Annotated in this window: 21 protein-coding genes; 13 read left to right on the forward strand and 8 right to left on the reverse strand. The window is 59.7% G+C overall.

From position 1 onward, the window contains the following. Positions 1 to 3: 3 nt before the first annotated feature. Positions 4 to 903 (reverse strand): site-specific tyrosine recombinase XerD, encoded by a 900-nt coding sequence (gene xerD / locus U5L73_RS13935; protein WP_416221315.1) that lies wholly within the window; start codon positions 901 to 903, stop codon positions 4 to 6. Continuing rightward, positions 900 to 1,865, reverse strand: coding sequence for a tripartite tricarboxylate transporter substrate binding protein BugE (locus U5L73_RS13940; protein ID WP_322562906.1), 966 nt, complete (start codon positions 1,863 to 1,865; stop codon positions 900 to 902). Before U5L73_RS13940 ends, xerD begins: the two co-directional genes overlap by 4 nt. A 108-nt stretch (positions 1,866 to 1,973) precedes the next feature. On the opposite strand from U5L73_RS13940, the gene U5L73_RS13945 reads away from it, so the two are divergent. After that, on the forward strand, positions 1,974 to 2,897 hold the full coding sequence (locus U5L73_RS13945) for an AEC family transporter (RefSeq protein ID WP_322562907.1): 924 nt from the start codon (positions 1,974 to 1,976) through the stop codon (positions 2,895 to 2,897). Positions 2,898 to 2,899: 2 nt separating this feature from the next. Here the strand turns inward: U5L73_RS13945 and U5L73_RS13950 are convergent, their stop codons facing one another. Beyond that, positions 2,900 to 3,913: a M14 family zinc carboxypeptidase gene (locus U5L73_RS13950; protein WP_322562908.1), complete on the reverse strand. Its 1,014-nt coding sequence runs from the start codon at positions 3,911 to 3,913 to the stop codon at positions 2,900 to 2,902. Positions 3,914 to 4,283: 370 nt separating this feature from the next. Between U5L73_RS13950 and U5L73_RS13955 the strand changes: the two genes are divergently transcribed. Beyond that, positions 4,284 to 5,285, forward strand: coding sequence for an MBL fold metallo-hydrolase (locus U5L73_RS13955; RefSeq protein ID WP_322562909.1), 1,002 nt, complete (start codon positions 4,284 to 4,286; stop codon positions 5,283 to 5,285). A 1-nt stretch (position 5,286) separates the two neighbouring features. Here the strand turns inward: U5L73_RS13955 and U5L73_RS13960 are convergent, their stop codons facing one another. Both U5L73_RS13960 and queG read right to left on the reverse strand, forming a co-directional pair. Next, entirely contained in the window at positions 5,287 to 6,090 is an 804-nt protein-coding gene (locus U5L73_RS13960; protein ID WP_322562910.1) for an isochorismatase family protein, read from the reverse strand. Continuing rightward, positions 6,087 to 7,184, reverse strand: a complete 1,098-nt coding sequence (gene queG, locus U5L73_RS13965) for a tRNA epoxyqueuosine(34) reductase QueG (protein ID WP_322563516.1) — start codon at positions 7,182 to 7,184, stop codon at positions 6,087 to 6,089. Before queG ends, U5L73_RS13960 begins: the two co-directional genes overlap by 4 nt. Before the next feature lie 27 nt (positions 7,185 to 7,211). Here queG and tsaE point away from each other — a divergent pair, with 27 nt between their 5' ends. From tsaE to U5L73_RS13980, 3 genes are all read left to right on the forward strand, one after another. Continuing rightward, positions 7,212 to 7,730 (forward strand): tRNA (adenosine(37)-N6)-threonylcarbamoyltransferase complex ATPase subunit type 1 TsaE, encoded by a 519-nt coding sequence (gene tsaE, locus U5L73_RS13970; protein ID WP_416221316.1) that lies wholly within the window; start codon positions 7,212 to 7,214, stop codon positions 7,728 to 7,730. Further along, positions 7,727 to 9,121 (forward strand): N-acetylmuramoyl-L-alanine amidase, encoded by a 1,395-nt coding sequence (locus U5L73_RS13975; RefSeq protein ID WP_322562911.1) that lies wholly within the window; start codon positions 7,727 to 7,729, stop codon positions 9,119 to 9,121. The genes tsaE and U5L73_RS13975 overlap by 4 nt, the downstream gene beginning before the upstream one ends. Before the next feature lie 142 nt (positions 9,122 to 9,263). Then, positions 9,264 to 10,031 carry an N-acyl amino acid synthase FeeM domain-containing protein gene (locus U5L73_RS13980; RefSeq protein ID WP_322562912.1) on the forward strand — a complete coding sequence of 256 codons (768 nt, stop codon included), beginning with the start codon at positions 9,264 to 9,266 and terminating at the stop codon, positions 10,029 to 10,031. A 61-nt stretch (positions 10,032 to 10,092) separates the two neighbouring features. Here the strand turns inward: U5L73_RS13980 and U5L73_RS13985 are convergent, their stop codons facing one another. Together U5L73_RS13985 and U5L73_RS13990 are read right to left on the reverse strand one after the other, a co-directional pair. Next, positions 10,093 to 13,020 carry a putative bifunctional diguanylate cyclase/phosphodiesterase gene (locus U5L73_RS13985; RefSeq protein WP_322562913.1) on the reverse strand — a complete coding sequence of 976 codons (2,928 nt, stop codon included), beginning with the start codon at positions 13,018 to 13,020 and terminating at the stop codon, positions 10,093 to 10,095. A gap of 12 nt (positions 13,021 to 13,032) precedes the next feature. Further along, positions 13,033 to 13,677: a VTT domain-containing protein gene (locus tag U5L73_RS13990; protein WP_322562914.1), complete on the reverse strand. Its 645-nt coding sequence runs from the start codon at positions 13,675 to 13,677 to the stop codon at positions 13,033 to 13,035. A gap of 34 nt (positions 13,678 to 13,711) precedes the next feature. Between U5L73_RS13990 and mutL the strand changes: the two genes are divergently transcribed. From mutL to U5L73_RS14030, 8 genes are all read left to right on the forward strand, one after another. Beyond that, positions 13,712 to 15,757: a DNA mismatch repair endonuclease MutL gene (mutL, locus tag U5L73_RS13995; RefSeq protein WP_322562915.1), complete on the forward strand. Its 2,046-nt coding sequence runs from the start codon at positions 13,712 to 13,714 to the stop codon at positions 15,755 to 15,757. A gap of 61 nt (positions 15,758 to 15,818) precedes the next feature. After that, on the forward strand, positions 15,819 to 16,730 hold the full coding sequence (locus tag U5L73_RS14000; protein WP_322562916.1) for a hypothetical protein: 912 nt from the start codon (positions 15,819 to 15,821) through the stop codon (positions 16,728 to 16,730). Positions 16,731 to 17,038: 308 nt separating this feature from the next. Then, a complete protein-coding gene (locus U5L73_RS14005) occupies positions 17,039 to 17,800 on the forward strand; it encodes a DMT family transporter (protein ID WP_322562917.1) in 762 nt (253 codons plus the stop codon). A gap of 70 nt (positions 17,801 to 17,870) precedes the next feature. After that, complete coding sequence (locus U5L73_RS14010; RefSeq protein WP_416221317.1) at positions 17,871 to 19,046, forward strand: glycerophosphodiester phosphodiesterase; 1,176 nt, start codon at positions 17,871 to 17,873, stop codon at positions 19,044 to 19,046. A 134-nt stretch (positions 19,047 to 19,180) separates the two neighbouring features. Continuing rightward, on the forward strand, positions 19,181 to 20,605 hold the full coding sequence (locus U5L73_RS14015) for an MATE family efflux transporter (RefSeq protein ID WP_322562918.1): 1,425 nt from the start codon (positions 19,181 to 19,183) through the stop codon (positions 20,603 to 20,605). Next, positions 20,602 to 21,576 (forward strand): tRNA (adenosine(37)-N6)-dimethylallyltransferase MiaA, encoded by a 975-nt coding sequence (miaA, locus tag U5L73_RS14020; protein ID WP_322562919.1) that lies wholly within the window; start codon positions 20,602 to 20,604, stop codon positions 21,574 to 21,576. Before U5L73_RS14015 ends, miaA begins: the two co-directional genes overlap by 4 nt. Beyond that, positions 21,573 to 22,229, forward strand: a complete 657-nt coding sequence (locus U5L73_RS14025) for an ABC transporter ATP-binding protein (protein ID WP_322562920.1) — start codon at positions 21,573 to 21,575, stop codon at positions 22,227 to 22,229. The genes miaA and U5L73_RS14025 overlap by 4 nt, the downstream gene beginning before the upstream one ends. A gap of 118 nt (positions 22,230 to 22,347) precedes the next feature. Then, a complete protein-coding gene (locus U5L73_RS14030; protein ID WP_322562921.1) occupies positions 22,348 to 23,124 on the forward strand; it encodes a hypothetical protein in 777 nt (258 codons plus the stop codon). Positions 23,125 to 23,225: 101 nt separating this feature from the next. On the opposite strand, the gene U5L73_RS14035 is transcribed toward U5L73_RS14030, so the two are convergent. Beyond that, entirely contained in the window at positions 23,226 to 23,978 is a 753-nt protein-coding gene (locus U5L73_RS14035; RefSeq protein WP_322562922.1) for a PEP-CTERM sorting domain-containing protein, read from the reverse strand. Between the last annotated feature and the right edge of the window lie 51 nt (positions 23,979 to 24,029).

The following is a 24,029-nucleotide window of genomic DNA, read 5'->3' on the forward strand; positions in this document are numbered from 1 at the left end:
CCACTACCCGCGAGGGTGGTGCTGGGCGTGCAGCGCAGCCAACCGATCTCGGGCCACGTGGGTGTAAATAGTCGTGGTGGAAATGTCGGCATGGCCCAGAAGCATCTGCACGGCGCGTAGATCCGCCCCATGGTTGAGCAAATGGGTGGCAAATGCATGCCGCAGGGTGTGCGGTGACATTGGGCTGCGAATACCTGCCATCAGTGCATAGCGCTTCACGAGCCCCCAAAACATGATGCGTGACATCGCGCTGCCCGCCTTGGCACCACGCACAGTCACAAACACATCTTCGCTTTGCCGTCCGGCCAAAAGCTCTGCGCGCGGCCCTTGCAGGTACCGCTGCAACCAGAGCCCCGCTACCTCTCCAAAAGGCACCAAACGCTCTTTGGAACCCTTGCCCACGACCCGCAGTACACCCTCATTGAGCCCGAGCTGCGTTATGCGCAGAGCTACCAGCTCGCTCACGCGCAGACCGCTGGCGTACATCAGCTCCAACATGGTCTTGTCCCGGATACCTAGTGCCTCACCGGTATCCGGCGCATTCAAAAGCGCTTCCACTTGCGCTTCGCTCAAGGTTTTGGGAACCCGCAGCGCCTGCTTGGCAGCCTGCAGCTTGAGGGTCGGGTCTTGGGCAATATGCTTTTCGCGTAAGGCCCAGCGAAAGTAGCGTTTGAAAACTGTCAGCCGCCGGTTGGCAGTGGTGGCTTTGGTTTCGGCATGCCTGGCCGCAAAATAGGCCTGTACATCATGCTCTTGGGTTTGCACCAACGGCCGCCCCTTGAGCGATGCCGCAAACAAGCAGAGATCTCGCCGGTAGGCCTCCAAGGTATTCTTGGAGAGGCCTTCTTCGAGCCACAACGCATCGATGAATGCATCCACCGATGCGGTGTCTTCCATGATCAATCCAGACGCAGCTTGGCAGAGTCCACGACTTTTTTGTAGACCTCAAATTCCGCCTTGATCTGGTCCGCAAACTGCTCGGGTGAATTGCCAACCACCAGGGAGCCGGTGTCCTCAATGCGTTTGCGCACCGCTGGGTCCTCCAGCACTTTTTTCACGCCGGCATTGATTTTGTCGATCACGTCTTTGGGCAATCCTTTGGGGCCGTAGATGCCATAAAACGCCATGCGGTTCACAGGCTCCAGCCCCACCTCTTTAAAGGTGGGCACGTTGGGCAACTGGCTCAAGCGCTGCGGCGCAGCCACCACAATGGGGACCAACTTGTTGGAATTGATAAACGGCAATGCAGAGGGCAGATTGTCGAAAATCAGGGGCACTTGCCCTCCCACGGTATCGTTCAATGCCGGGCCTGCACCGCGGTAGGGAATGTGGGTGATGAAAGCGCCGGTCAAGCTCTTGAACAACTCGGTCTGCATGTGACCAATACCCCCGGTGCCTGACGATGCATAGGAATACTTACCCGGATTTTTCTTGATCTCAGCCAGAAACGCTTTGTAGTCTTTGGCTGGGAACGTGGGATGCACCGCGATCACATTGGGCGTGGCCGCAATGTTGATGATGGGCGAGAAATCGGTGAGCGGGTTGTAGGGGTTTTTCGGGTTAATGGCAGGGTTTGCAGCCACCGTAGACACGGTGGCAATACCCAGCGAGTAACCATCGGGGGTTGATTTGGCGGTTTCGTTGGCTCCGACTACGCCACCACCACCGGCCTTGTTTTCCACAATGACGCTCTGGCCCAGCACTTTGCCCAAAGGGTCGGCAATGATGCGAGCAATGATGTCGGAGGTGCCGCCGGGAGCAAACGGCACCTGCAACTTGATCAATTTATTGGGGTAGGTCTGGGCCATGCTCACACCAGAGGCAGCGACGAGGCTGCAGGCCAGAATCAAACGACGTTTCAACATGTAGTCTCCGTAATAAAAAGCCAAGCAAACCCGGCGAGTGTGCTCTTCTGCGATGGTACTGCGACACAAGGGCTCGGGTCTATGCGGTGGAACCATTAGGCTGCTGATATGCTCACCCGCGTGAATTACGCCCAGCTACTTTTCCCCGACTTTTCGCTCATTCTCCTCGGCTACCTGGTCTGCCGCTACACCCAGCTCAACCGCCCCCTGTGGGAGAAGGTCGAGGCCTTGGTGTACTACCTGCTGTTTCCGGTTCTGTTGTTTCACTCCATCGTCAAAAGCCCGCTAGATCTGCAAGTCGCCTCGCGGCTGATGGGCGCAGGCTGGGCACTCGGGGTCGCGGCTATCGGCCTGGCTTATGTGTTGCCCCACCTGCCCGGGTTGCGACGCCATATCAGCGGCCCGGATCATGCCGCGAATGCGCAAATCGCCTTCCGCTTCAACTCTTTTGTTGGCCTGGCAATTGCTGAGCGCCTGGCGGGCCCACAGGGTCTGCAGCTGATTGCGGTGTTGATCGGGGTTTGTGTGCCTTTGTTCAATGTGGCGGCTGTGTGGCCGATGGCGCGGCATGCCCAACGGAGTTTTCTCAGTGAGCTGGTCCGCAACCCGCTCATCATTGCGACGGTCGGAGGGCTGATCAGCAACCTGCTGGGCTTTCAAATGCCGGTGTGGCTGGAGCCCACCGTCGCCCGCTTGGGCGCGGCCTCTCTGGCGATGGGCCTGATGGCGGCCGGCGCAGGCATGCAATTCGGCGCATTGGCACGGGCCAAGACCTTGGCAGTGGCGGTGCTGGCCATCCGCCATGTCATTACGCCTGCCATGGCGTGGGGGGTTTCCAAACTCTTCGGCCTAGACCCAACACAGACCACGATTTTGCTGGCGTTTTCCGCCTTGCCCACCGCCTCTAGCTGCTATGTACTGGCGGCACGCATGGGCTACGACGGCGCCTATGTAGCGGGCCTGGTGACGATCTCCACCCTGCTGGGCGTAGTGAGTTTGCCGTTTGCTCTTGGGGTGTTGCGCGGGCTGTAACCCTACTCGTACCAGCGCTGCAAGGCCTCGGCGTGCATCGCATGTCGGTAGCTACCTTGGGGCAACCAACTCTGCGCGCTGCAGGCGGCACGCGAGACGAAATCCAGCAGCGCCATATGGCGCCGTAACACCCGCTCCTGGCGGTGCCCGATCAAAGGATTAAAAATTCCATATCGGCTGAATAGTTGCCGGGGATTCTTTTTGATCCAGAGCCAAGAACCCATCTCGAGTGTCAAAGGCAGAAACACCTGCCGGGCGGGATCTTCCAATCGGGTGTGCAAGTGGTCCCACAAATCGCCATGGGTCAGGTACTGCAGGCTCTGAGGCTCAAACACATAGGGGTGGTGGCTGTAACTCTGCCGGTACATGCGCTGCAGCACATACATTTCTGCCAGATGCGTGATGGGCTGGCGCGTGTGCGCATAGGGAAACCACAGGCGGTCCCGCACCCCGAAGCCGGAATGGCAGTCGATAGAGATACTGAATGCGCGGTGCGTCAACTCTGACTCCACTACATCGCACAGCGCTTGAGCTTCGGGCTGCATGGGCGCAGAGAGCGCTCCGCGGTACCACGGCAGCTTGGCACTGACACGCTGGCCACCGACCCAAGCGGGCACCGGCTCCAAGGCGTCAATCGGGGCATTGCGCATCAGATCTACTCCTGCGGTGTTGGCCCGCGTGCCACGCAACATGCCCCCGGGATTGACCAAGGGCATGAACACCATGCGCATGGTTTGCAATTGCTGGTGCAAGGTATGGTCCCACGCCATGCGCTGCACCAAGCTGGCCAGAAAGGCGAGCACCACCTCGGTACCAATGCGTTCCAGCCCATGCACCCCGCCAAAAAAACCAATGGCGGGCACCTCGGGGGACGGGTTCCCCATAGCAATCGCATAGACCGGCAAGGCCCCACTCTCGGATGCGACTTGGTGCATCACACGCACCTCCACACGGTCACCTGCAAGCTGCAATATCCGGTCGAGTTCTGCCAGCGCGGGCAAGTTGGTGGATGGCACAAAGTCTCCTGTTATTCACGAGCTTAGCGGCCCATGACACGCTTTCAAAGCCCTGCGGCGCGTCCACCACACTGCCATCAAAGCGTCACACAAAAGACCTAAATTCATTTCAGCAAAACGTAACCGGGAGCTGTCATGATCCTCAAACTGCTGGGCTTGCAACGACTGTTGGATGAATTGTTCGACGATGAGTGGCTAGCCCCCATCGCGTTGATCGAGGTATGACGCGGCGCGGTACCCCGGCGATGCGTCGCCGGGCCTTCCAAGGGCTGGCGCTGACGATGGCTGTTTTACAAGGCGCATTGGAATGGTGGGCTTTGCAGCGCAACACCCGATAGCCGGACCCGCGCGTAGCGCCTAGACTGGGCGTATGCGTATCAAATGGATCCTTGGCACCTTGGTGCTGTGGCTGGTAATCGGAGCCAGCACACTGGCTTGGCTGCTGAGTCACCCACCCGGCATGGGAGGTGTTCAGTCTTTGCGCTGGCCCACTGCATCCGAGCCGCTTGCGCCACTCAAAGTCCGGTTTTTGGGCGTTGCCACCGTGTTGCTGGACGACGGCGAGACGGCCCTATTGACGGACGGCTTTTTCTCGCGCCCCGACAAACTCACTGTTTTCTTGCGCAAGGTGGAGCCCGACGTGCAGGCCATCACTAAGGGCTTGCAACGCGCTGGCATTACCGGGAGTGCGAGTCGCTTGGCCGCTGTGATTCCGCTGCACTCGCACTACGACCATGCCATGGACGCGCCCGAAGTGGCGCGCCAAACCGGCGCACTGTTGATGGGTTCAGGCTCCACCATGATGGTGGGCCAGGGCTGGGGGCTGCCAGCTGATCGCATGAAGCTGGTCCAGCTCCACACCCCATACCACTTCGGCCGGTTCACCATCACGCTCTACCCCGCTCTGCACACACCCACCGGCTTTACCGGGGGCGTGATTGAGCAGCCATTAAAGCCTCCGGTGCGGGCTACCGACTATCTCGAGGGCCAAAGCTACGCCATGCACATAGCGCACGAGGGCCGCACCTTGCTGATCACGGGCACTGCAGGCTTTGTACCCGGCGCGCTGCAAGATGTGCGCGCCGATGTGGTGCTTCTCGGAATTGGTGCCATGGGCCCGCGCAGCCCCGAACACAAACTCGCCTATTGGAATGAAACCGTGCGCACCGTGGGTGCCCGCCGGGTCATCCCCATCCATTGGGACGACTTCTGGATTCCCTCCGCACAACCCATGCAGCCCATGCCCCGCCCTCTGGACGACTTTGAGGCGTCCATGGCGTTCCTGGAGCAACAAGGCGCCGCTGAAGGCGTCAACATCCGCTTGCCGGCCGCTTGGACACCAATGGACGTGTTTGACGGACTGCCGCGCTGAGTCAAGCCAAGGTGCTGAGCGTCGTTGCCTGCAGGCCTGCAGCACGAGCGCGCACCATGAAGTCTTGAGCCGCAGTTTCAAAGCCCGACACCGGGCTCATGCAATCGGTCAACAACACCAACTCGGCCAAGCGCCCAGCGGGCAGGACCTCCATCAAGTCAGATACCGAAGCGGCCACGCAATGGCTCATGGCCTCGCCTGCTATCAAAAGGGTAGCACCCTGCGCAGACAGCGATTGAACCAGAGGCTGATTCAGCTTCGTACGCGCATCATCCGCCCGGGGAACCTCTGCTTTAAACGCGCTGTACTGTTCGGTGAGAGGGTTCTGTCCCTTGAGCACCTTGTGCACGATCTGGCCGGTCGCCAGCTCCCAAGCGGCTAAAGCCTCGCTCAAGCCGGTGTGAATGTTGTGGCCCCAGGTACCCAGCACGCAGTGCACCGGCCAGACTACGAGTTGGCGTTGGCCGGTGGCCTCCAAGGCGTGCAGGTAGGCCTGCACCTCGGCCTGCAGCGCCGGATTGCGCGGTTTGAATTGGCCGCAGGCTAGGTCTGCCGCGGTGATCACGGTGAACGGTGCGACCGGCTCGCCGTTGGACTGCAACCAAAACGTAGTGCGCTCGACGCCCACGCTGGCGTGGGAATCGAGGGTGACAGTGATGCTGCGCACCTGGGCGGCGTGGGGCACCAACCAATCGGCCAGGCGCTGCATGTCCGCGGCGGCACCCGGCACCGGCAAAGCGGCTCCGGCAATGTCTAGAAAATCGTTTTGTGGATCGATGATGAGCAGGTCGTAAGGGGTCGTCATGGCAAGTTTCCAGAGAGTGTTGGGATCGAGACCTGGGACTGCAGCGCCCAGTGCACATGTTCTTGCACCAGAGGGTCTGGATGGCTGATGCGGCGCTGCAAGGACTGGACCAGCATCGCACGCTCAGGTGCCGAGAGCGCACTGCCCTGCAAGGCATTGCCCACGGCCACCGCTACATTGCGCAGCCAGCGCACATGACCGATGCGCCTGATCGGGCTGCCTTCGGTATTGCGCAAAAAGGTGTCTTCGGTCCAGTCCATCAGCGTGGCCAATGCACTGCCGGTGAGGCCATGCCGGGCATCAAAGTCGGGCAAGGTGCTGCGCTTGGCAAACTTGTTCCAAGGGCACACCAGCTGGCAGTCGTCACAACCGTAAATGCGGTTGCCAATCAGGGGGCGCATCTCGAGCGGAATCGGGCCATCGTGTTCGATGGTCAGGTAAGACACGCAGCGCCGCGCATCCAAGCGGTGGGGGGCCACGATAGCCTGCGTCGGGCAGGCACTGATACAGGCGCTGCAACTGCCACAGTGCGCCTCGACCGGCGCACTCGGCGGAAGTGCTACATCCAGATACACCTCGCCCAGAAAAAACATCGACCCCGCTTCGCGGTTGAGCAGCAAGGTATGCTTGCCACGCCAGCCCTGCCCGCTGCGGCTGGCCAGCTCAGCCTCCAGCACCGGCGCGCTGTCGGTAAACACCCGGTAACCCAGGGGGCCCATATGGGCTGCCATGCGGTCGGCCAATTGTTGGAGGCGGTTGCGCAAGACCTTGTGATAGTCCCGGCCGCGTGCGTAGACCGACACAATGCCCTCACCCGGGCGTTGCAAACGGGCCAGCTCGGCGTCGGCCCAGCCGTCTTCTGTGCCGCGGGGCAGGTAGTCCATGCGCGCAGTAATCACACTCACCGTGCCGGGCACCAACTCGGCCGGACGGGCGCGTTTCAGCCCGTGATGCGCCATGTAGCCCATGCCACCGTGGAAACCGTGCGACAACCACGCTAATAATCCGGCCTCAGCGGAGGACAAATCCACACCGGCCACGCCAATTTGGGAGAATCCGAGTTCCCGGGCCCAGCCCTGTATCTGAGCGACCATTTCGTCGCCATCGAATTGAGCCTTGATTTGAGTGCTGTTGATCGTCACCACCCGATTGTAGAAAGCGCGGCCCCGAGCATCGTCTTGGAATGGGCTGATGAATCCGACACTGTCGCCTTTGCGCAGCAGTGGGCCCGCGCGCCATCCATCACAAACGCATTTATTGCACTGCACGGTGATTTGGGGGCCGGTAAAACCACCTTGGTGCGCCACCTGCTGCAAGCACTAGGGGTGACTGGCCGCATCAAAAGCCCGACCTACGCAGTGGTAGAGCCCTACGAGCTGCCTGAGCTGAACATCTGGCACTTTGACTTCTACCGTTTCAATGACCCGCGGGAATGGGAAGAAGCCGGTTTCCGCGATATTTTTGCCAGCCCCGGCCTCAAGCTGGCCGAGTGGCCGGACAAGGCGGCCAGCATGCTGCCGGTGGCTGATGTCACCCTGCATTTGCACACCTTGGATGACAGCCGCCGCGAGGTGCGCCTGACTGCAGGCACCCCTGCGGGCCTGCTACTCATCCAAGCAGCCCAAGGAGCTCGGGCTTGAGGCGCCGCACCCTGCTGCAAGCCGGTAGTCTGGTCTTGACACTGGGCTCCGCCGAGCTCGCCAAGGGTGCCGCCATCATGACTGTGCGGGTATGGCCTGCACCAGAGTATTCGCGGGTGACCATCGAGTCCGACTCCGCACTCAGCGCCAAACAGCTATTTGTGCCCAACCCGCCACGGCTGGCGGTGGATATTCAGGGCATCAGTTTGAACCCGGCGCTCAAAGAGCTGGTCGCCAAAGTGAAGGCGGATGACCCGAACATCGCAGGCATCCGCGTCGGGCAATTCACCCCTGACATCGTGCGCCTGGTGGTCGACTTGAAGCACCCGATACGGCCGCAAGTGTTCAGCCTGGCGCCTGTGGCGGCTTACCAGCACCGCTTGGTGCTGGACCTGTACCCACTGGCCGAGGTCGACCCCCTTGATGCCCTGATCACCGACCGTGCCAACGAGGCCAAAGCTGTTCAGCAGTCCAAGGCAGCGGCACAAGATCCCCTGGACGCCCTGATTGCCCAGCACACCCAGCGCCCCCCTGTGCCGGCTACCGCTGCCAGCAGCACCCTGCAACCAATAGGCGCTATCAAATCAGGAGCAACCCGCGCAGATTCCACGAGTGCTGGAGGCACAAAAGATCCTCAAACCACGGAAAAGGCCAGCACGCCGACCGACCGGCTGATCATCATTGCCCTGGATCCCGGGCATGGTGGCGAGGACCCCGGCGCCATCGGCCCCGGCGGTACCCGGGAAAAAGACGTGGTGCTCAAACTCGCGCACCTCCTGCGCGAACGGATCAACGCCGCCAGCGTTAACGGCAACGCCATGCGCGCGTTCCTGACCCGTGATGCCGACTTCTTTGTGCCCCTGAGCACCCGGGTGCAAAAAGCCCGGCGGGTGCAGGCAGACTTGTTCATCAGCATCCATGCCGATGCGTTTTTCACCCCGGACCCTCAAGGGGCCAGCGTGTTCGCGTTGAGCCAAGGGGGCGCAACGAGTAGCGCTGCCCGATGGATGGCGGCCAAAGAAAACAAAGCGGACTTGATCGGTGGCCTCAACGTCAAGGCCAAAGATGCTACGGTGCAGCGCGCCTTGCTCGACATGAGCACCACTGCACAGATCAATGACAGCCTGAAACTCGGCGGCAACCTGCTAGGCGAGATTAAACGGGTCGGCAAACTGCACAAACCCAAAGTTGAACAAGCCGCGTTTGCAGTGCTCAAGGCGCCTGACATTCCGAGTGTGCTGGTCGAGGCTGCATTCATCAGCAACCCCAGCGAAGAGATCAAACTCAACAGCGACGAATACCAAAACCGCCTGGCTGATGCCTTGATGCGCGGCATCGAAGGCTACTTCGCCAAAAACCCACCCCTCGCACGCAACCGCACCACCAGTTAAAACGCAAAAATCGCCATTTGGCGTAATGATTTATGTATTTTTGGTGTGGAGATAGTCGGCTAAACCTTGCTTCATTCATCGGCTGGAACCAAGTAACAACCCTAAACTGAGCCTTTCAGTCACTCATTCGAAGGAGGTTGTCATGGCTCTGGTAGAGAGAATTCAAGCAGCGGTTGCACGAACCGAATTGTTGCCCTTCAAGGTAGAAATTGCCACCGAGGCGCAGATGGACGGCGTCATTCAGCTGCGCGCAGCCTCTTATGGCAAACACCTGCCGGAATTGGGCGCCAAACTGCGAGAGCCAGAAGCCGCCGACTTTGCCTACGGCTGCGAAGTGTTTCTGGCCACCTCCAAATTGGATGGCACCGTTCTGGGCACCTTGCGGACGCATTCCAACGTGATGGAGCCGTTGCCGTTGCAGATGTCTTTGCGTTTATCTGCTGATTTCCGCGGCCAACGAATGGTTGAATCCACACGACTTTGCATCAAGGGGACCGCAGGATCATCCTTGGTCCGGGCTGCGCTGTTTAAAGCCTTCCACCGATACTGCCTCGCTCAAAAAGTGGATTTGATGATGGCAACGGGTCGGCGGCCGGTCGATCGCATTTACGAAAGCCTACTCTTCACAGACGTGGGACAAACAGGTGCCTTCTACCCCATGACCTTCACTGGCGGGGTACCGCACCGGGTGATGTACCTCGCGCCAGAACGAGCCCGCGAAATCTACGTAGCGGCCCAGCAGCCACACACGGACTTTTTCTTTGAGCAAATCCATCCCGATATTGATTTATCCGGTGCGAAAGATTTGTCAGACAAACTGTGGATGTGCTCGGACACGCAAGTATTGCCACCGGCCAACAGATCGCATGTCGCGACCGTTGCCGGCACTGCAAACAGCCTCAGTCAATGAAGATAAAAGCCGTCAACTTGCCAAATCAATATTCAGCCCGGGCACAGTGACGGGCTTTTGATCAGTCGCGGCGCGAATCGCGAAACAAAGGCATCGAGGCGGATTCGTTGTCTTGTATCGACTCAAAGAAGGCCAGGATTGCTTCGTCTTGAATGAAATCTGCGCCACTGGAGGCCGCGAGGATTTCCTCTGGCGACACGGGCCTGCTGATCCCGTAACCTTGCGCATAGTCGATTCCGGCATCAAAAAGAACTTTGATGGTAGGGAGATCCTCCGCGAACTCCCCGACAGATTTCATCCCTAAATTCCGCACCAATCCACCAATCGCCACAATGATGGCTTGCCCGGCATGAATGCGTACGGCATCACGCACCAAGGAACCATCGAGCTTTAACGAGTCTACGGACAACTCCTTCAAATAGCCGAAGGACGAATACCCTGCGCCGAAATCGTCAAGGGCTACTTTGCCACCCATAGCCCGGACGCGATCGATGAAATGTTGCATCTTCCTCATGTCGGTAATCGCCACCGTTTCAGTGATTTCAATACAGAGCTTTTCGAGCGCCACAGGATGTTGCTCAAACAAGGCAAAAAGCTCTTGCGTAAAAGCTTCGTCGTTTAATGAGCCGCCCGACAGATTCACACCAACAAAACGCGTGGTTAACAATTGATGCGCATGCGCTTCTATCCATCGCACGGTCGTTCCCACGACCCACCGATCAATGATGGCGGTTTTGCCATGCGCCTCCGCCGCTTCGATGATCGTGCCGGCCGGGACTACATCGCCGTTGGATTTACGCAGTCGAACAAGCACCTCGAAATTCAAGGAATCAAAAGGCCGACTGAAAGAAATTTCCGGCTGCATCACGAGGAATAGACCCTCGGGTGTTTCTCCACGCTCCAGGCAATTGATCAAATCCAATTCATCCTGATGCTGTTGCAAGAAGCGGTCATCCGACTTCATCACCACCATGTGCTGCCGGGGGCGCTTCTTCGCCATACGACACAACATGTCAGCTGCAGAAACCAATCCTTTCAAATCAGTCGACTTGAACTGGTCTGTGCCCACCAATCCCGCAGAAATATCCAGTTCAAAGCTCTGCGTTTCGATCTGAAAGGGAGAGGCCGCTATCAACGTGGCGATCGTGTTGCATTTCGCCTCGCATGTATTGATCGTGCCTTCAAAAAAGACAATCACAAACTCATCACCACCAATACGGGCCAGCACATCAGTGTGATGTAGAACGCCACGCATGCGCTCAGTCACTTGGGTGAGCACTTGATCTCCGGCGCTGTGCCCGTACAAATCGTTGATCAGCTTAAATCGATCCAAGTCAAAGTAAGCCAAACCACATGGGCGCTGAGTAATGCGCTCCGTCTCTTGAATCAGTCCCCGCAGGTTCAAACAACCGGTCAAGGGGTCGTGGCCTGCCAGATATTCGAGACGCTCAGTAGCTGAGACTTGGGTCGTTATATCTACCAAAGAGCATTCGACAATGGCTCCGTCTGCCGTGGACGCTCTCAATGAGAACCACTTTTTGTCGGCGAGGTCCTTGGACTCAATGCTGGTTTGCAACTCCAACACTCCGCCTTCACGCGCGCATCGCAAAGAAGCGATACGTGTCTGCACTTCGCTATCAAACAAGTCTGAGAGATCTGCTTTACGCAACGCACCCAGAGCAGCAACCATCGACTCAAAGGCCGGATTTGTTTTCGAAATTTGCGTCCCATGGGTTACCGAAAACAACCCGATTGGTGAGTCTTGGTACGCCGCCTCAAGCAACCGTTGAGCCCGCAAATTTTGCAGCCGATGGGTCCGCATATGCTCAGCTACAGCGGCAGATGCAAGGAGCGCCGACCCTATCGCTGCTGTCACGCTGTTGAGGCCGTACTCAAAAGTGCGCTGTCCAGTGGCAGCAATAAAGACCTCATTCAGTGTTGCGATCAGAGTCAAGAAAATAGATGCGCCATACCAGGCAGCCACTCTTGAATGGGTGTTGCGCAATATCAGGAAAACATAGGCCGATATCACTACGATCCCGGCAAAGGTCGCAACCCAAAGGGGCGGCAGCAAACTCTCGTAAGGCACCACCGGCGCCAAAATCAAAAAGGCTAGTGACTGAAGAAAGAGCAATGTCAGTGGCCACTTTACTTTGAGCGTTCTGAGCTCTTGCTTGAACAACACATAGAACAATCCCACCGTGTTGGCGAAGTACAAGCAAAGCGTCCACTGGCGCATGGGGATCAAGTAGTCAATCGGAACTTCCATGCCGAGGAAGTAGAAATCGGTACCCACAGAGAGGGATGCCATCCTCATGTTGAGGACCAATCCTCCAACAAATGCAAGGTAAAGGGCACTCGAATTAACGAATGCAGTGAGCAGCATGAATATGGCCAGAACGCCAATGGCCGCTTCAATCATCACTCCAGTGTTGCGGTGCGATAGCTGCGCGCGGCCCAATTCATCCGAACTCCAGAGTCGTGCCGAAATCTTCGCAGGTCCTCTGAAGCTGGCCCGACACAGCACGACAGCACCGCGCAAAACTGGAAAGACTTCCAACGAAAAACCGGCTCGACTGCCAGCAATCAAACCTTGGGCTTGACGGCGTTCGCTGTATCCCAGTCGCTGCCCAGTCGCTGTATCCCAACATGCCATGCCCATTGCATGTCGGGATGGAAAGTCAATCAATGTGGCTGCCACACCGTCAACATCAGGAATCCTTAACTCGAACCAAAAAGGCGCGGTAGAGCGACCTGTATCCCATGAGCTTGACTCGCCCCGGAAGACTACGTGATCGATTGGTAGTTGAGGACCTTCTGCGGGAGTTGAATCTGTCTGCTCCCAGACCTTGAAGCTAAGAGATCGCCCTTCATTGAAAGCAGGACCAGCATCCCCAGCAAAAAACAATCCGACAGTGAGTATCAGCGCGATCGCCGGAAACACATAGGTCGTCAGCCGCTCCAGCAAAGTTACAACAATTTTTTGCACAGGGGTCAATGATTAAGCTGGCCGTTTGGTTCGGCTCTTGAGTGCTCCCACAATCACGATCAATCCGGGGATCAATATCATCGCCCAAATAATCTTGTCCAAATTCATTTTCACCCACGGAATGCTGCCCAAAAAGTAACCTGCGGTGCAAATTCCTACGACCCAGAGAACCGCACCCACGATATTGAAGAAGGTGAATTTGGCGCGATTCATGGCCGCCACTCCGCCCACAAAGGGCACAAAGGTGCGCAAAAACGGCATGAAGCGCGCGGCGATGATGGTGAACCCGCCATAGGTTTCGTAGAAGTTGTGCGCTTTGTCAAAAGCCGCTTTGTTGAAAAACCGGCTCTGCTCCCACTGAAAGACTTTGGGCCCGAAGTAGCGCCCAATGCTGTAGTTGCACTGATCGCCCAAAACGGCCGCGACCAGCAGCAGGCCAACGGCCAACGGGTAGCTCATCAAGCCTGCACCGCACATGGCGCCCACTACAAAGAGCAAAGAGTCACCCGGTAAAAACGGCATGACCACCACGCCAGTTTCCACAAAAATGATCATGAATAGCAGGGCATACACCCAAGCCCCGTAGGTCTGGACAAACACCTCAAGGTGCTTGTCGACATGAAGAATGAAGTCGATGAGTACAGCAATAAGTTCCATAGGTGGGATTATGCTGCCCGCCTAAAATACAAATGTGAACGCAACTCTGACTCCCGCACCCCGCCGCCCCATCCGTGAACTCCCGGACGAATTGATCAGCCAGATAGCGGCGGGTGAAGTCGTAGAGCGACCCGCCAGTGTGGTGCGCGAACTCGTGGACAACGCGCTGGACGCAGGCGCCACCCAAGTCACCCTGCGGCTGCTGGCCGGCGGTGTGCGCCTGATCAGCGTGGAAGACGACGGCCAAGGCATCCTGCGCGATGAGCTACCGATCGCCTTCAAGCGCCACGCCACCAGCAAGATCGGCAACCTGCACGACCTAGAGAGCGTGGCCACTATGGGCTTTCGCGGCGAGGCACTGGCCGCTATTAATTCCATAGCTGATTGCGCAATATTATCGAGGGCTAGCGGCCTGAATGATGCCTATTTGCTAGACGGCCGTACCGGTGAACTGCGCCCAGTCGCGCGGGGCCAGGGCACCACCGTCGAAGTCAAAGAGCTGTTTTACAGCACCCCCGCGCGCCGCAAGTTCCTCAAAACCGACGCCACCGAACTGGCGCACTGCATCGAATCCGTACGTCGCCACGCGCTGGCCCGTCCTGATGTGGGCTTTGCCATCTGGCACGAGGGCAAGCTGGTCGAGCAGTGGCGCCGCTGCCTCGATATGCCGCTGGCAGATGCCGCCATGGACGCTGCGCTCGCCGCCCTCGACCAACGCCTCTCAGATGTGCTCGACCCTGAATTTCTAGCCCAAAGCGTGCGGGTGGATTGGCACAGCAAACAAACCAACGGAGCCGGCCAACCCGCCTTGCGCGTGTGGGGCCGCGCCGGCGTTCCCGACGCCGCCCGCTCGCGCGGCGATCAGCAGTTCTGCTACGTCAACGGTCGCTTTGTGCGAGACAAAGTCCTGACCCACGCCGCCCGCAGTGCCTATGAGGACGTGCTGCATGGCAACCGCCAACCGGTGTACGCCCTGTATGTCGCCATGGACCCGACACGGGTGGATGTGAACGTACACCCCACCAAAATCGAAGTACGCTTCCGCGACAGCCGGGAAGTGCACCAGGCCGTGCGCCACGCCGTAGAAGACACCTTAGCCGCGCCGCGCGCCGCCGCAGCGGCAGGCACCGCAGCGGGCCAGCCCCAAGCGCCCAGCTTGTTTGGCACCACCAGCGAGGCCAACGCACTGCCCGCGCCCGGTACTTATGTGCCAAACAGGCCGGTAGCGCCCATGTACAGTTCGCAACCCGCTATCAAATTTGAAGCAGAAGAAGGCCTGATCGGCCATCGCGTCAATGACATCAGCCTGCTCTGGCAACGCAATGCCACCCCGGAAGGCGGGATGGCTGAGCGTTTTGCGCAGGTCAAGGAGGAGCCCGCACAGCGGGCGGGGGACACGGAGCAAAGCGCTCAGCCATCCCACCTTCCAGCGAGCAAAGAAGCCTGGCCCCAGAACCGCGACGGCAACCAAGAAGCCTGGCCATTAGGCCGCGCGATAGCCCAACTCCAAGGCGTCTACATCCTCGCCGAAAACGGCCAAGGCTTAGTGATTGTGGACATGCACGCCGCCCACGAACGCATCGTCTACGAACGGCTGAAAACACAAATCAGCCTCACCGCCCCGGACGGCAGCGTGCACCCGCTGGCCAGCCAGCCCCTGCTCATCCCCGCCACCTTCGCCGCCACCCCCGACGAAGTGGCCACGGCTGAAGCCCATGTGGCCACCCTCAACACCTTGGGTTTGGAGATCAGCCCCTTCTCGCCCAAAACCCTGGCCGTCCGCGCCGTGCCCACCACCCTGGCGCAAGGCGACGCCGTGGAGCTGGCTCGCAGCGTACTGGCTGAACTGGCGCAACACGACGCCAGCACCGTCATCCAGCGCGCGCAAAACGAAATTCTGGGCACCATGGCCTGCCACGGCGCCGTGCGCGCCAACCGCAAGCTCACGCTGGAAGAAATGAACGCGCTCTTGCGCGACATGGAAGCCACCGAACGCAGCGACCAGTGCAACCACGGCCGCCCCACGTGGCGCCAACTCACGCTCAAGGAGTTGGACTCGCTGTTTTTGCGCGGGCGTTAGCCTCGCAGAGGTCCCGTGTTTTTACGCAATGGCGACGACGGCTTCGGTCTCACGGATACCCATGACAAACACCTCACCAAACTTCCGCTCGCCCCTGATCAAAGGGCACTGGTGCACTCGCGCGGCGGCTTTCACTGCAGCACTTTTTTTGTTCGCTTGCTCACCCAAAGCGGACACCGCACTTGCCAATATGCAGACCACCTCCAGTGCTGGAGATGGCATCGTTATCGTGCGGGAAAAACGGCACGATTACCCTGAAAAATTTGTGGCCGCGGTCAAAGAGCTGCAATCGCGCTGCTTCGAAGCAAAGGCCGTCGTGGCCCAAGCGCAAGGTTGGGCCTATGACCCCTCTTCGGAAACCATGACCGACGCGGAAATCGCCCAGCTAGATACCGAACGCATCGCAGAATATTTTGAGGGCAAGCGATATGCCAAACTGGTAAGCGGAGTTCGCATGGACGCCTCCAAACTCGAACCCACCCGCGATGGGAGCTGCAAACCCCTACCCGTACTCTTCAAGTCGGTGGAGGTACACGATGGCAAATGCAATGTCTCGCGTGCCTTCTATGACCAGGCTAGCAGCACAGGCCGGCGCGAGTTGCTGAAAGACGCCTGCACCTCCCCCGGCAAAACCCCCGCACAAGACGGCGACCCCGTATCGGTGCCTGGTACCACCGCACAGTGCAAATGGACGCCCAAACTGATGGTGGGGGGTGTGGCACTGCCTATTGCGCCCGAGTGCACTTTGCTTCCCCTGCCATTGCACACGGGTACCGGGCGGCCATTGGTGGCTATCCGCAAAATGCCAGAGCACCTGCGTACAGCCGCGACGCCATTGCCGGGCATGCAGGCCATGAACATGCAAAGCTTTGTAACCACCGAACACGCCGTGCAAATCAGCGTGGGCACCAGCATTCCCGCCAACACATTTGAACTTCCAGCAGACACTGCATCGTTTCCTTTGACCCATTGAGCCAGCTCCGGAGCGGTAGCGCAGTTTCTGGCCGATCCGGCTAGTCGATGCCGGTTTGCGTCGGGCACGGCGCCTGCTCGATAACGTGCAGCACTTTGAATATCAACAGGCGGTGGGCAAGGTGTCACCTTCAGCGACTTCGACCTGTGTCAATAGGCTCACAATGGATGCATCTATGCGAGCCCGTTTTTTCTTCCAACTCGTCTGCCTCTCCGCTTTGTGGGGTGCGTCTTTTCTCTTTATCCGCATTGCAAGCCCGGTGTTCGGGCCCAACCTGCTGGCCTTTTTTGCGGGTGGCCCTGGCCACTTTGACCCTGGCGGTACTGATGCGGCTGCTGCGCCAGCGCTGGGCATGGCGCCAGTGGCGCACCCTGGCAGTCATCGGGGCACTGTCAGTCGCCATGCCTTTTTTGCTGTTTGCGTGGGCGGGCCTGCAGTTGCCTGCGGGCTACAGCGCCTTGCTCAATTCGACTGCGGTCATATTTGGTATGTTTGCCTCGGCCCGCATGGGTGAGGACACCATCACCCTCAAAAAGCTGCTGGGCTGCGCGTGCGGATTTGCAGGGGTGGCACTCATCGTGAGCCTGGGGCCGGTAGAGCCCTCTTTCAAAGTGGTAATGGCGGTTTTGGCCTGCGTTACAGCCTCGGCCTGTTATGGCTTGTCTGCCCCCATTACCAAGCGCGCAGTCGGTGAGATGCAACCCGTACAAATTGCAGCCGGCATTCACGCCTTGTCGCTGCTCATGGTCTTGCCGGGGGCTGCATACACCCTGCCTTCGGCGCATTTCAGTTGGACCGCTTTGGCGGCCGTAGCTGCCATGGGCATCGTGACATCTGGCTTAGCCTACTGGGCACATCTGCGCATCCTGCGCCATGTGACGCCCGTGGCCGCCATGAGCCCCATCTTCATGGTGCCCGTCTTCGGGGTGCTGTGGGGGCACTTGTTTTTGGGCGAAGAGCTGGGTCACGGCTTGCTGGTGGGTGGCAGCCTGGTGTTGTTGGCCAGTGCGCTCATCACCGGATTCAACCCGCTGCAACGCTGGCTGGACTTGGCCAACGCCAAACCCTGAGCTCTGTCACGCAACAGTCATCCGGGCGCACCATGATCTCGGGTTACTTATTTTCACCATGAGGGCCCCCATGAAAACCATGCGTTTTGCATCCAAGGCTGTCGCCGTTTCGATCGCTACTTTGTTGGCTGCCTGCAGCACTCTCGGCACACCAAGCTCCGCCTACCCCACTTTGAACGGCGCCAAGCCGCTGGTCATCGGCCACCGCGGCGCGAGCGGGCATTTACCCGAGCACACCTTGGCCGCCTACAAAAAGGCCGTCGACATGGGTGCCGATTTCATTGAGCCCGATTTGGTGGTCACCAAAGACGGCGAGTTGATTGCCCGCCATGAACCCAATATCACCGCCACTACCGATGTGTCGGCACGCCCCGAGTTCGCCAGCCGCAAGACCACGCGCAAGGTAGACGGCGTGAACGAAACCGGCTGGTTTGCCACCGACTTCACCCTGGCCGAGCTGCGCACCTTGCGCGCCAAGCAGCCCAACGTTGCGCGCGACAAGTCGTTTGACGGCCAGTTCCAGATCCCCACTTTCCGCGAAATTCTGGACCTCGCCAAGTCGGAGTCCGCCCGCACTGGCCGCACCATCGGCGTTTACCCCGAGACCAAGCACCCCACTTACCACGTGGATGCCGGCCTGCCGATCGAGCCACGCTTGCTGGCCCTGCTGGCCGAATACGGTTACACCAAAAAAGACTCCCCGGTCATCATCCAGTCGTTTGAAGTCTCTAACCTCAAGGCCCTGCGCAAACTCACCCAGGTCCGCCTGGTGCAGTTGGTGGACGCTGACGATGTCGACTCCAAAGGCAACGTGACCCTGGTCGCCCCGTTCGATAAGCCCTACGACTTTGCAGTAGCCAAAGACAGCCGCACCTTCCCCGACCTGCTGACCCCCAAAGGGCTGGCTGAAGTCAAAACCTATGCTGACGGCATCGGCCCCTGGAAGCCCTACCTGGCCAGCGCCGCCCATGTGCTGGGTGCCGACGGCAAGCCGCGCGACCTGAACGGCGACGGCAAGATCACCGACAACGACCGCGTGGCCCTGCCACCCACCGACGTGTTGAAAAATGCCCACGCCGCAGGCTTGTTTGTGCACGCCTACACCTTCCGCAGCGAAGCCCCCGGCCTGCTGTCCGACTACAAGGGCGACCCCAAAGCCGAATACAAGCGCTTCTATGCCCTCGGTGTGGATGGCTTGTTCAGCGACTTCCCGGACACTGCGGTGGCCGCTCGCGACAGCAAATAAAAGGCCTCGGCCACTACAAAAACAGCGCTTCGGCGCTGTTTTTTTTGGCGGTGCCGCACGCGGGTCGAGCGCACTGCAGGGCCACTCTTGCGGGTCACCGCGCAGCAGGGGGTGCCCCGTAAAATGGGCGCCACATGACCGCTCCCGCTGCAAGCCCCCTTCCGCCACCCACGGCCCTCCCCCGCATACATACCCGCACCGAACTGGCCGCCCTGTGGGCGTTGGCATGGCCCATCCTGATCGGCCAGCTGGCCAATGTGGGCATGTCGGTGGTCGATGTGGCCATGGCCGGTCACGCCTCGGCCCACGATCTGGCGGGCATTTCGCTCGGGGTGTCGATCTGGAACATCATCATCATTACCCTCATGGGGTTGATGATGTCGGTAGCCCCGATGGTCGCCCACCATGTAGGCGCCCGCGAGTTCACCCAAGTGCCCCACCTGGTGCGCCAGGGCATGTGGAAGGCTCTGGGCGTGGGCTTGGTGGCCATGGTGCTCGCCCAGTTGTCTACCCAAGTGTTTGACCACATGGACATCGAGCCCCATGTGCACGAAGTTGCTACGGGGTTTGTGCTGATCATCAGCTTTGCCCTGCCGGCCTTTGCCTGCTACCGGGTGCTGTACGGATATAGCGCCAGCCTGAACCAGACCAAACCGCTGATGGTGATGTCGGTGGCGGCCCTGCTGCTCAACATCGTGGTGAACTGGCTGCTGGTGTTTGGCGTGGGCCCCTTCCCGCGGCTGGGCGGCCTGGGGTGTGCCTGGGCGACTTTGCTGTGCGTGTGGTTCAACTTCGGCGGGTTGCTGCTGTGGATGCGCATCGCACCGGCCTACCGCAGCACCTGGCCGTTTGCCGAATGGGAAGGGCCGCACCCCGCCAAGCTGCTGGCGCTGTGGAAGCTGGGCTTTCCGATCGGGGTGACCTACTTTGCCGAAACCAGTGCTTTCGGGCTGATTGCCTTGTTGATTGCAGGCTTCGGCAGCCGCGAAGTGGCCGCCCACCAGATTGCACTCAACTTCACGTCGCTGGTGTTCATGATTCCGCTGAGCATGGGCATTGCCCTGCTTACCCGGGTGGGCCAGAGCCTAGGGGCCGGGGACCCCGTGGCTGCGCGCTTCAGGGCTTGGTTAGGTGTCAAAGCGGGCCTCGCTTTCGGCGTGGTGTCTGCCATCGGCATGGCAGCCGGGGCCCACCAGATTGCCTGGCTCTACACCAACGATGCCGCAGTGGCCGCTGTGGCTGCGCAGCTGCTGTTCCTGGCGGCGGTGTTTCAGTTGTCGGACTCGGCTCAAGTGGTCATCAGTAGCGCCATCCGTGGCTACAAGGTCACCCGCAGCCCCATGGTGATTCACCTCACGGCGTTTTGGGGCTTCTCGCTGCCGCTGGGTTGCGTGCTGGGCCTAGCCCCGGAGTGGCTGCCATGGCGGCCGGCCCAAGGCATGGGAGCGCAGGGTTTCTGGATTGCCCTGGTGGTCGGGCTCACGGTAGCTGCTGTCGGACTGCTGATTCTGCTGCGCCGGGTCACTCTCGCACGCTTACCCGAAGGAGCGAAGGCATGAGCACCCCTTTGCCCTTTTACCTGTGCCTGGCCGGCCCCACCGCAGCCGGTAAAACCGCTGCCGCGCTGGCGATTGCTGCAGAGCATCCGGCCGAGATCATAAGCGTGGATTCGGCTCTGGTCTATCAGGGGATGGACATCGGCACCGCCAAACCCGAGGCCCATGAGCTGGCCGCGGTGCCGCACCACCTGATCAACATCCGCGACCCGCTGCATACCTACAGCGCCGCCGAGTTCGTGAAAGACGCCAAGACGCTCATCACCGACATCAGCACCCGCGGCAAGCTGCCCCTGCTGGTGGGCGGCACCATGCTGTACTTCAAGGCCTTGTTTGACGGTCTCGATGACATGCCCGCAGCCAGCCCCGAGATCCGCGCCGTCCTGGAGGCCGAAGCTGCGACCTTGGGCTGGCCGGCTATGCACGCCCAACTGGCCGCCGTGGACCCGGTAACCGCTGCCCGCCTGGCACCGGCGGACAGCCAGCGCATTCAGCGCGCGCTAGAGGTCTACCGCGTTTCGGGGCAACCCTTGTCGTACTTCCACGCCCAGCAAGACGCTATCAAAAAAGAAGCGGCTCGCGCAGATAATACGGGCGCCAGCACCCTTTTTTCCTTAGAACCCGCCGACCGCACCTGGTTGCACGGCCGCATTGCCCAGCGGTTTGACCTGATGCTGCAAGGCGGCTTTCTGGACGAGGTGAAAGCGCTCATGGCGCGCGGCGACCTCCACCCCGACTTGCCCAGCATGCGCTGCGTAGGCTACCGCCAGGCTTGGGAGGCGCTGACCGGCGTCTCCCCGATGGCAGAGCTGCGTGACAAAGGCATCTTCGCCACCCGCCAACTCGCCAAGCGGCAAATCACCTGGCTGCGCTCCATGCCGCGCCGCCAAGTGATTGCCTGCGACCAAGCCGGCGCCCAAAACGCCTTGCTGCACGCCGTGCGCACCACCCTTCAACAGCGGGCCGCTTCATGACCTTGCAATTGCGTGATGTCGGCAAACACTACGGGAGCACCCCGGTGTTTGCCCATGTGAACCTGGATGTTGCACCCGGCGAGTTTGTGGCCATTGTGGGTGAGTCCGGGGTTGGCAAATCCACCCTACTCAACTGCATGGCCGGGCTCGACAGCTGGGACCACGGCACCGTGCACCTGGCCGGGCACGACCTCGGGCGACTGAATGACGACCAACGGGCCCTGCTCCGGCGGGACAAGGTGGGCTTTGTGTTCCAGGCCTTTCATGTGCTGCCGCATCTGGATGTGGCGCAAAACGTGGCCTTGCCGCTGATGCTGCTCGGCCGCCAGGAGCCAGAGCGGGTGCAGACCTTGCTGGACGCAGTCGGGCTGGGCGAGCTCGGCGCGCGTTTGCCCCAACAGCTCAGCGGTGGGCAGTTGCAACGGGTGGCTATCGCACGCGCGCTGGTGCACCAACCTGCATTGATTCTGGCCGATGAGCCCACAGGCAACCTCGACCCCACGACAGCGGCTAAGGTCATGCAAGCCCTGGTCACCCAGTGCCGCCAACATGGTAGCGCCCTGGTGCTGGTCACGCACTCCATGGCGGCCACGGAGCATGCAGACCGAGTGTTGCACTTGCATCACGACGGGATACGTCACCAGCAAGGCTGACAAAGCAAGGCGCCTGCGCTAGACTGTTTGTTACAACTTGCCCTACGTCGCCAGACGCACCACTGTGAACTTGCCCGCCCCCAGGATTCGTAGCTCGCTGCTGGTTGCCCTAGGCCTCATGGCAAGCACCGTGGCCACGGCCGCATGCGAGCGCAAGCTGCAAGTCCCCGTGTCCTCGACCGGCCAGAGCCTGACCGTCAACGGCGAACGGGTCGGCGGAATTTACAAAGACCTGCTCGACGCGATTTCCAGCAAAAGCAAATGCACTTTTGTGTTCAGCCCCGTACCACGGGCCCGACAGGAGCGCTTGTTTGAGGTGGGCCAAGCGGATGTGATGCTCGCTGTCACACAGTCGCCGGAGCGCGACGCCGCCGGTATTTTCATCCCTATGGTGCGCAACCGCGCCACCATCATTTCTTTCGGCAGCGCGGAAAGAAAGGCGTTCACCAACAGCTCTGAATTGCTCAAGCAACGCAACGTCCGCTTAGTGGCCGTGCGGGGTTTTAACTTTGGCCCCCACTATTCGGGGTTGCTTGATGCCATGCAAGCAGAGGGCCGGCTGGTGCTGGAGCCGGACCCGATAGGCGTCGCCCGTTGGCTTCGCAGCAATCCGAACGATGTGACCCTCATGGCCCCGATCACGTTGTATGGCGAGCTGATGGATGACGAGCGCATGAAAGACATGCTCGACACGATGCGCGTGGAGCCCATGGACGACATGCCTTGGGGCGAAAGCGGCGTCTACCTCTCCCGCACCTCCATGCCCGCCGGAACTTTGAAATACTTGAGGACCGCCATTCAACGGGAAACCCGCAGCGATTACCTGTACAAAAAGTTCAGCGTTATCTATCCCCCGTTCGTACTCAAAGGCAGTGTGATGCCCCTGGTCCGTTAATCGTCAATGAAGGGCCCGCCAGGGTCAGCAACCCACGGTTTTCTCAAGTACAGACCAAAAAAAACCACCGCACGCGGTGGTTTTTTGTTGGCAGATGCGAATCAGGAGGACTTCTTGCGACGCGCTGCAGCGCCAATCGCGAGCAAACCAGCCAGCAACATCGCATAAGTTTCCGGCTCCGGAACCGCGGCCGTAATGCTCAACAAGGTGTAATCCGACTGGTTGGTACCCTTACCCTCGCCACGAACGCCCGTCGCCGCACCGAAAGTCACTTGGCTCACCAGCTTATTACCAAAGGGGTCGGCCACCGACCAAGCGCCGCCTTTACTGATGCTGGCCGGGCTCAAATTGGTCACCTGCGTCTTGGAGCCATTCCAAAGTGCCACCGTGTTCCCGGTCGCAATCAAGCTGAAGTTGGCAGTCGTGTTGTCAGCGTACAAAACCGAGACAATGGCATTTTCTTTCACATCGTCGTATTCGGGGCCATTGAACAAGAGGCCGACGCTGAAATTTTTGACCAGCACACCGCGGGAGAAAGAACCGGTAATGGTTTCACCAATATCGATTTCACCGGGGGTGCGGCCGTTTCCGTGGCTCGGGGACACCCCTACGCCCAAAAAGCCGTCTTGTCCCGGTTTAAAACTAAACCGTGCGGCGCTACCGTCGATCTTGGCCGCAAAGCTGGCCACGGTTCCACCCAAGAAAGTGGTGCTGTAGCTACTGCTCAAATTGGTGAAATTGGCGCCGTAAATGGTGTCGAACGTATTCGCTGGCGACACGGTTGCTTGCGCAGACAAAGCGGCCATTGCAAGACCGGCAACTACCGCGACGCGCTTCAGGTAGGGAGTAAACATGGTGGGGACCTTTTCAAATGTGACGCGAGGATACCGGCTCTGCACTATTTT

The sequence above is a fragment of the Rhodoferax sp. genome (assembly GCF_034520025.1).
GTDB lineage: Bacteria > Pseudomonadota > Gammaproteobacteria > Burkholderiales > Burkholderiaceae_C > Allorhodoferax.